The sequence below is a fragment of the Butyrivibrio sp. VCB2001 genome, from assembly GCF_000423965.1.
Lineage (GTDB): Bacteria > Bacillota > Clostridia > Lachnospirales > Lachnospiraceae > Butyrivibrio.
The window spans coordinates 123,112-135,654 of record NZ_AUIZ01000011.1; the positions used below are offsets into that span (position 1 = coordinate 123,112).

The window sequence follows — 12,543 nt, forward strand, 5'->3', positions numbered from 1 at the left end:
ATCTTTCGATTATGCTTCGTAAAAGAACTTGTCCACGTTAAAGAGTCTTGTTCTTTCATTGTATGTGTAGATGCCAAAGAAAGTATCGTCCTCAGAATATACCCTGAAAGAGTTACCGTCCTTAAACATCTCTTTTTCGTATTCAGTGTCATTAACACCGGTGGGATCTTCATTGAGGACGTTGTCCTTTCTGAAGCTGTTTCCGTTTTCCAGGAGCTTTCTTGCAGTGTCTTTTACATGGATTTTATCAAGGTCCCTGAAAATATACTCAGGCGATTCTATAATATCGTCTAAAGTTCCAGCATCCCTAAGCTGCTCCACCTGCGAAAGAGTAACTGCATTGTCCAGCGAAAATGCGCCTACACGGGTTCTTGTAAGATGCTGCATAGCAGCGCCACATCCCAGTCTCTGTCCGATGTCATGGCAAAGGGTTCTGATATAGGTTCCCTTGGAGCATTTGATCTCCATGGTAAAGATGTGGTCTGATGCAAGTAGTGAATCATCTAAAATAGTTATGGCATCGATGTGAATCTTACGGGCTTTCCTCTCGACTTCGATGCCTTCCCTTGCAAGCTCATAGAGCTTTTTCCCATTTTGCTTGATTGCGGAAAACATAGGTGGAATCTGGTCGTAATCACCAACAAAAGCCCTTACTGCCTCGTGAAGTTCTTCCCTTGTGACATTTACTTCATTGGTCTCAAGGATCTGTCCTGACATATCCTGAGTATCAGTGGTAACGCCAAGTCTGCACACGGCAATATACTCTTTGTCATGGTCTGTGAGCATCTCAACCAGCTTGGTTCCCGTTCCCAGGCACACAACCAAAACTCCTACTGCATCAGGATCAAGAGTACCGGTGTGACCGATCTTTTTCTGCTTAAGGATTCCGCGGAGCTTAGCCACTACATCATTTGAAGTAAAGCCCTGCTCCTTGTATATATTTATAAGTCCATTGTATCTGTTCTGCATCTTTTACCCGCTTACAAAAATCACAAGACATCTCTCACGATATGCCTTGTGATCCATAAGTCTCAATCAAGCTCCGTAGAGCTGTTTGTGAATGTATTTAGTAATGTTGTTGATAACGTCGTGGCTTGTTCCGCTGACAGTACAGCCTGCAGCCCTGACGTGTCCGCCGCCGCTGAACATCTCGGCTACTTCAGCCACATTTACTGCTCCGTTACTGCGAAGGCTTACCTTGTACTCAAGTGGTGCAAGCTCATACATAAATATCGCGCAGTCAACTCCGATTGTGAGGAGCAGCTGATTTACAATACCATCCAGATCATTGCTTGAAACGCCGTAGAATTCCATTGTCTGCTTGGAGACAACCGATACTATACATCTTCCATCCATCAGCATAATGCTCTCAAGAAGGGCTCTTCCAAGAATCTGATTCTGGATATAGGTCTTTTCGTAAAAGACATGATCAATCAGGCTACCAAAATCAAAGCCGTAGGAAATCAGCTCTGCTGCAGTCTTCATGGTCTTAGGCGATGTGTTGTTGTACTTGAAAACGCCCGTATCTGTTACCATTCCCATGTAAATGGACTTGGCAATTTCTACATCTATTTTGTCCGGATCAATAACATCGTAAATAAGCTCACACACTGAACTTGCGGTAGGCACAATGTAATTCTCATCGCCACTGCCTTTGTTGCTCACATGATGGTCAATATTTACTGTCTTTGCTGCAGCATCAAAATACTCCTCTGCATCTCCAATCCTGTCCTTGGAACAATCCAGAACAAAGAATATATCATAGCTTTCTATATCTGTCTGAAAATCACTTCTTACATCTTCAATATCTTTGATAAATCTGTATTCCGGTGGAATTGTCTCAAGGAAGACATCGCATCGAATCTTGGGATAGTTCTTTTTGATATAAAGATACAGTCCCATGCATGATCCGATACAATCACCATCAGGTCTGATGTGGCCACTTATTCCGATTGTTTTTGCGCTTTGGACAAGCTGGTCAATCTTCATTCTTCCTCCTGATCTTCTTCCGGTAAATCTTCGTCCAGACTCTCTCCACGGGCAAGTCTTGCCTCGTTATCCTTAGCTGTTATTTCATCGATCTTCTTGGACATGTTAATCGCATACTCAATGGAGTCGTCCATGATAAATCTGAGCTCAGGTGTATATCTCATGTTAAGCTCTTTTGCAAGAGTAGAGCGAATGTAACCGGAGGCGGACTTAAGTCCCTCCTGGGTTCTTGCTCTGTCCTCTTCATTACCCATTACGGTTACCCAAACCTTACAGGTCTTAAGGTCAGGAGCAACCTCTACATCCATGACAGATGTAAAGGGGCTGATCCTTGGGTCCTTGCTGTAACGGATCGCCTCTGAAATAACCTTCTGGACTTCACCGTTAATTCTTCTGTTTTTATTACTGTTTTTACGCATTTCTTATTCCTCTGTGGAAGGGCATCACTGACGTGGTACCTCTACCATCTCATAAGCTTCTACCCTGTCTCCTTCATGGATCTGGTCAAAGCCGTCAAATACAAGACCGCACTCGAAGCCTTCCTTAACTTCCTTAACGTCGTCCTTGAATCTCTTAAGGGATCCGAGATCTCCTTCGAAGATCATATCGTCATCTCTGTAGATACGAACCTTGCAATCCTTCTTGATGACACCATCCTTGACGAATGCACCGGCGATGTTACCAACCTTGGATGCCTTGAAGATCTGACGAACCTCAGCATGTCCTGTAACTCTCTCTTCATAGATAGGTGCAAGCATGCCCTTCATAGCATACTCGATCTCTTCTATTGCCTGATAGATAACCTTGTAAAGCTTGATCTCAACGCCTTCATGCTCAGCCATGCTCTTAGCTGTTGCATCAGGACGAACATCAAATCCGATAATGATTGCATTTGATGCTGCAGCAAGGGTTACATCAGACTCATTGATGGCACCAACGCCACCGTGAATAACCTTAACAACAACTTCCTCATTGGAAAGCTTAAGAAGACTCTGTTTAAGGGCCTCTACGCTACCCTGTACATCGGCTTTGATGATGATGTTGAGTTCCTGAAGTCTTCCTTCCTCAATCTTGGAGTAAAGATCATCAAGTGACATCTTAGCCTTTGTCTCTTCAATAAGGTCTTTCTTGTGCTGCTGAAGGTATGTATTTGCGTACTGCTTAGCCTCTTTGTCTGTCTCATGTCCAAGGAATACCTCACCGGCATTTGGAACATCAGAAAGGCCAAGGATCTCAACAGGCTGTGAAGGACGAGCCTCTTTAAGCTTGTTGCCCTTATCGTCAACCATGGCTCTAACCTTACCTGAGCTTGCTCCTGCAGAGATGAAATCTCCCACATGAAGTGTTCCCTTCTGAACAAGAACGTTAGCTACAGGACCACGGCCCTTATCAAGTCTTGCCTCAAGGACAAGTCCTCTTGCCTCTCTGTCAGGGTTAGCCTTGAGCTCAAGGATATCAGCTGTGAGGATGATGGTCTCAAGGAGGTCCTCAATACCTTCACCGGACTTGGCTGAAACAGGTACGAACTCAGTTGTTCCGCCCCAATCTGTTGAAACAAGGCCATACTCTGTCATCTCCTGCTTAACGCGGTCGATGTTGGCATTTGGCTTATCAATCTTGTTGATCGCAACGATGATTTCAACCTCTGCAGCCTTAGCATGATTGATAGCCTCAACTGTCTGAGGCATTACACCGTCATCGGCAGCAACTACAAGTACTGCGATATCTGTAGAATTAGCACCACGCATACGCATAGCTGTGAATGCTTCGTGACCGGGAGTATCAAGGAATGTGATCTTCTGGTCATTTACAGATACTGTATAAGCACCGATTCTCTGTGTGATTCCGCCTGCCTCTCTGTCTGTAACGGATGTCTTACGGATAGCATCAAGAAGTGATGTTTTACCGTGGTCAACGTGACCCATTACGCAGACTACAGGAGGTCTCTTCTTAAGTGTCTCAGGTGCATCGTCTTCTTCCTTTAGAAGCTCTTCGATAACATCTACAGGAACTTCCTTCTCGCAGAGGATATCGTAATCAGCTGCGATATTCTCAGCATCCTCATAGCTAAGCTCAGTATTAACAGTTGAAATCTGGCCTGCCATAAAGAGCTTCTTGATGATAACTGAAGGCTGCATCTTCATCTTCTCAGCCAGTTCCTTGATGGAAACCTTCTCAGGGATTGTGATAACCTTGATCTGCTCCTCAGGTTCCTCCACCTTCTTAACTTCAGGCTTGATGAATCTGCCGACTCTCTTGCTTCTTGGCATCATCTCTTCCTGCTCAAGAGCAAAGTCTTTTTTGTTTCTCTTATCCTTCTCCTGGTTCTGACGGCGTCTTGAGTCATGTCCGCCCTCAGGTCTGTCAGCTGCGCCATCAAAGCCGCCTCTCTGACCACCCTTGTTATCATTCTTGCCGGCGAATCTGTTATCTTTGCCGCCACCAAACTTACCACCGCCGTTTGACTGACCGCGGTCGTTTCTGTCGTTTCTATCGTTTCTTCCTCCCTGGAAGGCAGGTCTGTCGCCCCTCTGAGGATTTCTGTTATCTCTGTTGTCTCTATTGTCTCTGCTATCTCTGTTATCCCTGTTGTCTCTATTCTGAGCAGGTGCTGCAGGTCTTGCAGGAGCCTGCTGCTGCGCAGGTCTTGTCGGTGCCTGCTGAACAGGTGCACTCTGCTGAACAGGTGCTGTATTCTTAACAGGTGCAGGAGCTGCTTCCTGAACAGGCGCTGCTTCCTTCTTTGGTGCAGGCTTTGGAGTTACAGACTTATTGATAGGCTGGTTGTAGCTCTCCATCTGTGAAGGAGCTGTTAAAGGCTTGATAGGACGATATGTGTTCTGAGCCTGAGCAAATGTAGGTCTTCTCTGGCCCTGTCCGTTACCACCCTGATTTCTGTTGTCACGGTTTCTGTTTCCGAAGTCTCTGTTTCCGTTTCCGCCCTGCTGGCCCTGTCCGCCTCTCTGGGAATTATTGTTGTTGGTGACAACAATGATCTTCTTCTTTTTCTTGACAGGTACCTGCTCTCCTGCCTTTGGTGCAGGAGCTGCCTCTTTTACAGGTTCTTTCTTAGGTTCTTCTGCCTTTGGAGCTTCTACAGCCTTTGGAGCCTCTGCAGCCTTCTTAGGTGCTTCCTCTGTAGCGCTCTTTCCCTGTCCCTTACCAAATTTCTTTCTGGCAACGTCAGCATCTGTCTCTTCAATTGAACTGTTAGAGCGTTTTGCTTCTATTCCTTTTTCCTGCAAAAAAGCTATCAGCTCTTTTGCCTCGCATCCAAGCTCTCCCGCAAGTTCGGATATTTTAATTTTTGCCATTCGCATTTCCTCCACTTGTTTCTTCGAGTAAGTTCTTCCGAAGTGACTCAGACAGACCTTTGTCCGTTATTGCCAGACTAGTTCGAACATCCTTACCAATTGCATGTCCCAGCTTTTCCATGTCTCCAAAGAAAACTATCGGGACGTTATAATACTTACATTTATCACTGAACTGTTTGGTTGTATTATCTGAAGCATCTTCTGCAACAATGACCAAACAAGCCTTTCTTTTGCGGATCGCATCCATCACGGCTGTTTCTCCGCTTTTAACCTTGCCTGCTCTCATACAAAGACCAAGCAAAGAATAAACCTTATTTAAATCCAACTTTAGCCAAGCTCCTTTTCCATTCGCTCAAGCACTTCTGCTGGTATATGTGACTTAAGTGATCTCTCAAGGCCTTTGTTCTTAACTGCCTTTTTAAGGCAATCGGCATTGTTGCATATATATGCTCCTCTGCCATTGGCCCTGCCGGTGGTATCAAGAAGTATCTCATCTTCAGGAGTCTTAAGGACCCTGATCAGCTCCTTCTTTTCCTTCATCTCACCACAGCCAACACATTTTCTCATGGGAATTTTCTTTTGCATGTATTCTCCAACCAGAGTTTAAGTTACTCTTCAGTGCCCTCTTCAGGTACCTCTTCGTACTCTTCCTCGTACTCGCCCTCATACTCCTCATCGTACTCATCCTCATCATCGAGGTAGTCTTCCATACGGAATCCGGGAGCATCCTTAGCGTGTGTCTCATCCTTGATATCGATCTTGTAGCCTGTAAGTCTTGCTGCAAGTCTTGCGTTCTGACCTTCCTTACCAATGGCAAGTGAAAGCTGGTAATCAGGAACAACAACCTTAGCGCTCTTCTCTTCAGGATCTGCAAATACTGCTACGATCTTAGCAGGTGAAAGAGCGTTCTGAATGAGGTTACCGGGGTTCTCATCCCAGTTGATAACATCGATCTTCTCGCCGCCGAGCTCATCAACAATAAGGTTAACTCTGCTTCCGTTAACGCCTACGCATGCTCCTACAGCATCAACGTTAGGATCCTTGGAATAAACAGCGATCTTGGTACGGCTTCCTGCCTCTCTTGCGATTGACTTGATCTCAACTGTACCGTCCTGGATCTCAGCAACTTCCTGCTCGAAAAGTCTCTTTACAAGATCAGGGTGTGTACGGGATACAAGAATTCTTGGTCCCTTTGAACCGTTCTTAACTTCAAGAACATATACTCTAAGACGCTGTGTAGGTCTGTAAACCTCAGTCTTAACCTGCTCATTCTCATTGAGGATCGCATCTGCTCTTCCAAGGTTGATAGAGATATTCTTGCCGATGAATCTCTGAACAACACCTGTTACGATGTCATGCTCCTTCTCGAAATACTCATTATAGATAGCGCCACGCTCTTCCTCACGAATCTTCTGAAGGATAACGTTCTTGGCGTTCTGTGTAGCGATACGTCCAAACTCCTTGGAATTAAGAGATACAGGAACGATATCTCCAACCTTTGCCTTCTTTGAAATCTTCTTGGCATCATCAAGTGAAATCTCAAGGTTAGGATCCATTACATCATCTGCTGTCTCAACAACTTCCTTGTCAGCGTAGCACTTGAAATCGCAGCTCTCTCTGTCAACTTCTACTCTGATGTTCTCAGCCTTACCAAAGTTGTTCTTGCATGCTGTGATAAGAGAGTTCTCAATCGCATCAAAAAGTGAATCCTTGCTGATGTTCTTCTCTTTCTCAAGTAGCTCAAGGGCATCCATTAATTCTTTACTCATCGTAATCTCCATTTCCGTCCGGATTAAAAATCCAGAGCAAGCTTAATAACTGATATCTCTTTTCTTATAAAAGTTTCATCTTCATCATTTATAGTTACGGTAACTGTGGTGTCATCAAACGCCTTTAGTGTACCGGCAAACTCCTTAACTCCATCCCTGGGCTTAAAGAGCTTAAGCTCAACGTCCTGACCAATACTGTTTGCAAAATGCCTGTCCTTCTTGAGCTGCCTTCCAAGTCCGGGGCTTGAGACCTCCAGGGTGTAGGCTTCCTCAATAAAGTCATCCGCATCAAGCGCATCAGAGAGCGCATGATTTACATCAACGCAGTCATTGATGTTAACACCGCCATCCTTGTCGATGTAGGCTCTAAGGTACCATTCTCCGGCTTCCTTGACGTACTCGACATCATAGATCCTGACACCGAACTTCTCGCAGATAGGCTGTAAGATTGCTTCAGTCTTTGCTTCAATTTCGCTTTTCTTCATTATGTAATTTCCTCTCTTAATTGAGACCGTCAAATAACAGGGTTACCGTTAAATTGACATAAAGAAAGTGGGCTTTTTTCGAGCCCACTTACAATTTACATGTAGACAATACCATGTTTATGCGATTTCGTCAAGGGTTTTCTAGTTTTCCCTACTATTTACCCATGATCTCTTTTACCAGATCCTCGTATTCCTGCATTGTGATTGCCTTATCCCGGAAGGTAAAGGTGCTGTTCTCATCATATTGGTCATTCTCATTATCCCAGTACTCAGCAGACAGGGTAAAAGAGTCTTCGGCTTCGCCCTTACCGTTGTATTTATCAAGCCAGTACATCTGCCTTCCGCCGTGGGATGTATCGCGATGAACTATATATACTGCATCCTGATAGTTTGTGTAGCTAAGTTCGCCGGTTGTTCCCTCGCCCTCTGCAAGGACATATACCTTGTCGTCTCTGACATCGATATACATACCGCCGTAAGGGCCGTTTATGATCAGCTCTTCTTCGCCGTCATTATCAAGGTCAACTCTCTCATCACTTACTGTGTAGCACTCCCAGTCCTCTGGATCATGCGGAAGGTCTGAGTACTTGAAGGTGTACTCACCACCTTCTTCAGTGATGCGAGTTGCAGACACTTCTCCATCAAGAAAGGCCTGATAAAGGTCTTTTTCTTCCTCTTTTGCCACATCACCGTTTGCACATGCAACAAGACTAAGGGCAGCTGCGCCGGTCATGGCCATAATCAATAACTTGTTCACTCTTTTCATAACTCTCTCCTCTTTTTCCTTTTCTTACAATCACTTATCCCCGAATTTCAAATTCCCCTCAAGAACAGAAACTTTACTTGCATAAAATGAGAACTCTCCACTATCAAGCAGATTTCCGTCATCATCGGTAACTCTTATATCAAATACCAGGATGTGCCGACCTGTCTTTAGCTTCATGCACTCACAGTAGATATACTCTGTGTTCACAGCAGGTAAAAGAAAATTCAGATTAGCAGATACGGTTGTGACATAATATCCGCTCATGCTTCCTGTCGCTCCCGCCATAGCATCAACAAAGGAAAGCAGTGCTCCGCCGTGAATACTTCCGTAAGTGTTGTGAAGCCTCTCATCGCACTTAACTCTGGCCTTGCTGTAGGTTGAGCTAAGCTCAAGTATTTCAAAGCCAATGAACTGATTGTACTTGTTGGAGTACAGTTCAGCAATCATTTTCTCTCTTATTAAGTTTTCTTTTTCTGTACGTGCTTTTCTCATTTTGTATAGTCCGTTTCATGAAATGTATTTACTGCTAGGATACAACAATTGCTCCGAAATTTGTAGCACCTTATTATAAACATCTCGGGCAAAAAAATAAGCCAGAATACTAATGTATTCTAGCTTCTCGGGTTGGGCTGTTATAAACAGTCAGTACCTCGTAGCGGAATCGAACCGCTGATTCTGCCGTGAGAGGGCAGCGTCTTAACCGCTTGACCAACGAGGCATTTTTAAGTCGTCCGTATTGCGGCGACTTGTTTATATTATTACAAATCAAAATAAAATGCAAGCACTTTTTTAAATTTTTTTATTTTATTTTTCCGGGAGGGCAAAAAAAGAGGCAAACCACAATGGATTCGCCTCTTTCTGTATAGAAAGTGTTTGATTATTAGCTTATCAATTAGTTCTTCTTAGAACCATCTGCTTTAGCCTTAACGTTCTTTCTTCTTACATACTCCTCAACTGATACACCTGAAATTGCTGCAAGGATGATGAGTACCCAGTAAGGGAATCCCTTCTTTGTCTCGATAGGTGTAGCTGCCTTAGCTGTATCTTCATCAGCGATTGTAGCTGTAGTCTCAACTGTTGTTGTCTCTTTCTCAGTTGCTGTGCTGTTTGTATCATTAGCTACTGCTGCGTTTGAAGAATCGTTAGTAACCTCTGTGCTCTCTGTTGCTGTCTTTGTGCTGTTAGCTCTAGCTGCTCTTCTTGCAGGTGATCTGTTAGCACCAAGTACTTCTGCGTTATCTACTGTTGTGTTAGATACTACTGTGTTGATTACAGGAGTTGTGTCGTTTGATGTATTATCTCCACCTGTTGTATCATCGCCGCCTGAAGGCTGATCATTGTTTGAAGGGTTGTTGTTTCTGTTCTTTGCAATGATTGCTTCAAGCTCTTCATTAGCTTCAGCAAGAGCTGCCTCTGCCTTATAAGCTGCACGCTCAGCCTTGTTTTTAGCAATGTATGTTGCACCGAGCTTTTTCATAGCTGCTCTGAGCTCAGCCTGAGCTGCTGCAAGAGTAACTGAAGGCTTATTCTGCTTCTTAAGTTTCTCTACCTTTGCACGAGCTGTCTCTACAGCCTTAACAGCGTCATAGTATGACTGTGTAGCTGCCTCAGCCTGCTTTACTGCAAGATCCTGGTCAGCAAGCTTTGCTGCCTGATCAGCAAGTTGAGTACTAAGATCGTTCTCTACGAGAGAATCACCTGTTGTAACCTGAAGCTTTGTACCGTATTCTGCATTCTGATGTGCTACAGCATCAACTTTCTTTGAAACAGCGTCTGCTGCGTATACTTTTCTGCTGGTCTCTACAGTGATGGTAGAAGTATTCTTTTCAATCCATGTGACGTTACATGCATAATAACCAGTAAAACGACTAGTCTTTACCCAATATGCATCACCAACTGTAGCACCCTCCGGAGCATTTGCTTCTGCTGCACTCTTTGTTGCTCTAGCATCCAATGCAGTCCAGAAATTACTATATGTATATGACTTATCCTCAGTAGTTGTCTTTGTATAAGTTGTCTCAACTACCTCTGCAATACCATTTACATCCTCATAGATTGGCTTAGTAGTATCATCTGTCTCGTAGGAAACAGTAACATCGAAGTTGTTTCTAACTCTAAGTAACTTATCAACTTCATTAATAAATCTAGCTAAAAATGAAGGATTATTGATGTCATAATCTGTCTGTATGAAACGGCCTACTCTTACTGACTTTACATTCTTTCCACTTTCGGCAATCATCCTCTTAACATCATCTAAGCTTGATGCCTTACCAAGGTTCTCCGTCTCAGTTTTCTGCTTGTATCCAACAACACTCTTATATGTATCGTCTACCCACTTTGTTTCAGAAGATACTTCTGTGTAATCCTCAGAAATCTGGGCAGGATTAGTCTTATCCTCTTTTGCTTCGCCGGTATATACAGCATACTCTTTCTCATTTACTGTCTTATACTCGTACTTGTTGTCCTCAGATTCCTCAACCTTTGTTCCGTCAGCCTTTATATATCCGGCCTTTACTTCCTGAACCTCAGGATTGATCACATTATCAGTATCAGTCACTACTTCAACTGTGATCTTATTTACTGCAACGTTTCCATCCTCACCAACGGTAACATCAAAAATATCTGTTACAGTATTTCCTTCAGCATCTATGTAAGTTACAGTCTTATAAGTGTTTGTCTTGGCCTCACCATTCTCTCCAACATATCCTTTATCAGTTGTTGAAAATGCATTCTCAGCAACAAGCTTTCCACCGTTACGCTTGATGTATGAATTGATAAGAAGCTCTGCATGTGCCTCCTTTGTTGTCTCGCCCTTAGCAAGCTTATCAGCAGATGCCTGGATCAGAGAATAATCTTCTTTGAGCATATTCTCATAAGCAGCCTTTGCGTTAGCCTCATGACCTTCAACTTCCTTCTTCTTATTAACAACAAGCTGCTTAGCTGCTGCAAGCTCAAACTCTGCTTTCTCAAGCTCAGCATATGTAAGAATGCCTTCAGCTGAAGCTTCCATATACTTAGCAAATGCTACATCGTATGCATCAAGAGCAGCCTGGTACTCACTCTCAGCCTTTACAAGAGCCTCTGTAGCCTCTGAATACTTTGCTTCTGCCTCTGTTACAAGCTGCTGTGCCTCTGCCTGTGTAGAATCCTCAGTTACCTGCTCAGCGAGCTGCTGTGCTTCATTTGCTGCTTCCTTAGCATCCTTGAAATCCTGCTTAGCATCACCAATGTTGTCATTGAACTGGCCTTCTCCCTCGATTGCCTCTTCCATATCGGCAATTGCTTTATCTCTTGCAACAGCAAGATCCTCAGCAGTTTCAACATCGCTCTCAGCTTCATCTATGAGCTCGTCAGCTGATGTTACTTCGCCTGTGATAACAGCGATCAGGCTGTGGCTGTTGTCAAATTCAACGCCTGTATCTCTCTCAGCCTCTTCTACAGCATCATCAGCCTGCTGGATAACTTCTTCAGTCTCATTAAAACTTTTTTCTACCGGGTTCTGCGCAACTTCTTCAACATGTGATCCCTCTCCCCCGAGATCTCCTGTTTCAGGTGTAACAGCCTCACCCTCAGCCAGTACTGTTACAGGCTGAAGAGCCATGCTTGCGCTGATACCGATTGCCAGAGCCTTGATAATGTTCTTGTTCTTCATAATCTTGTAAACCTTCCTTTTCATAAATAATCAAACACATTTTTTCCTGGTTTATAACTCACAAAATGAATTCTACAATATCACCCATCATAATACCCATCATAATATATTTTATTTTTGTAATTTCTATGATGATTTGTGATTCATCCAGTAAATATGCGGTTTTCCGAACAAAATTTTTTTATAGAAATTTCATTTTTATTCAAATTTGATCCTTAAAACACACAAAAAATGGGTCTGACCATCAGGCCCAATGTCATTAAGTTAAGATGACACTATAAAGATCTCTACATCTGAAAATGATGTAGGGGTCTTTTTTTCTAAAAACAGTTGACATGTAAGCATAAAAGTGCGGCCGCTTTCGCTACAGATTTATTTTTAGAGGTAGCGAAAGCGGCCCTTGAAATTAGAGGCAAAAGTCTAAATTCAAGGAGGTGCACGTGAAATCAAAACAAGTTAGAGATATTTTACTAAAGGAGATACACAGCGTTTGCAAGTCCATCGATCAGTTCTGTGTTTCTCCGGGAAAGGATTTTGTTAGGAGCAGAAAAATACCAATTGAAAAACT

The 12,543-nt window shown here is 43.6% G+C and carries 11 protein-coding genes and 1 tRNA gene; all 12 read right to left on the reverse strand.

Annotated features, from left to right (window positions below; translation table 11 throughout):
- Positions 1-9: 9 nt before the first annotated feature.
- Complete coding sequence (gene truB / locus G589_RS0111000) at positions 10-969, reverse strand: tRNA pseudouridine(55) synthase TruB (RefSeq protein WP_026522181.1); 960 nt, start codon at positions 967-969, stop codon at positions 10-12.
- Positions 970-1,035: 66 nt separating this feature from the next.
- Positions 1,036-1,989: a DHH family phosphoesterase gene (locus G589_RS0111005; protein ID WP_026522182.1), complete on the reverse strand. Its 954-nt coding sequence runs from the start codon at positions 1,987-1,989 to the stop codon at positions 1,036-1,038.
- Entirely contained in the window at positions 1,986-2,408 is a 423-nt protein-coding gene (gene rbfA / locus G589_RS0111010) for a 30S ribosome-binding factor RbfA (RefSeq protein WP_026522183.1), read from the reverse strand. Before rbfA ends, G589_RS0111005 begins: the two co-directional genes overlap by 4 nt.
- A gap of 24 nt (positions 2,409-2,432) precedes the next feature.
- Entirely contained in the window at positions 2,433-5,303 is a 2,871-nt protein-coding gene (infB, locus tag G589_RS0111015; protein WP_081669011.1) for a translation initiation factor IF-2, read from the reverse strand.
- Entirely contained in the window at positions 5,290-5,628 is a 339-nt protein-coding gene (locus G589_RS0111020; protein ID WP_026522185.1) for a L7Ae/L30e/S12e/Gadd45 family ribosomal protein, read from the reverse strand. Before G589_RS0111020 ends, infB begins: the two co-directional genes overlap by 14 nt.
- A 2-nt stretch (positions 5,629-5,630) precedes the next feature.
- Positions 5,631-5,888, reverse strand: coding sequence for an RNase P modulator RnpM (rnpM, locus tag G589_RS0111025; RefSeq protein WP_026522186.1), 258 nt, complete (start codon positions 5,886-5,888; stop codon positions 5,631-5,633).
- 23 nt (positions 5,889-5,911) lie between these two features.
- Positions 5,912-7,072, reverse strand: a complete 1,161-nt coding sequence (gene nusA, locus G589_RS0111030; protein ID WP_026522187.1) for a transcription termination factor NusA — start codon at positions 7,070-7,072, stop codon at positions 5,912-5,914.
- 23 nt (positions 7,073-7,095) lie between these two features.
- Entirely contained in the window at positions 7,096-7,560 is a 465-nt protein-coding gene (gene rimP, locus G589_RS0111035) for a ribosome maturation factor RimP (protein WP_026512448.1), read from the reverse strand.
- 151 nt (positions 7,561-7,711) lie between these two features.
- Entirely contained in the window at positions 7,712-8,323 is a 612-nt protein-coding gene (locus tag G589_RS0111040) for a hypothetical protein (protein WP_026522188.1), read from the reverse strand.
- 30 nt (positions 8,324-8,353) lie between these two features.
- On the reverse strand, positions 8,354-8,770 hold the full coding sequence (locus G589_RS0111045; RefSeq protein ID WP_026522189.1) for a PaaI family thioesterase: 417 nt from the start codon (positions 8,768-8,770) through the stop codon (positions 8,354-8,356).
- A 199-nt stretch (positions 8,771-8,969) separates the two neighbouring features.
- Positions 8,970-9,041: transfer RNA gene (locus G589_RS0111050), tRNA-Glu, on the reverse strand.
- Positions 9,042-9,215: 174 nt separating this feature from the next.
- Positions 9,216-11,975 carry a hypothetical protein gene (locus G589_RS0111055; RefSeq protein WP_155832529.1) on the reverse strand — a complete coding sequence of 920 codons (2,760 nt, stop codon included), beginning with the start codon at positions 11,973-11,975 and terminating at the stop codon, positions 9,216-9,218.
- Between the last annotated feature and the right edge of the window lie 568 nt (positions 11,976-12,543).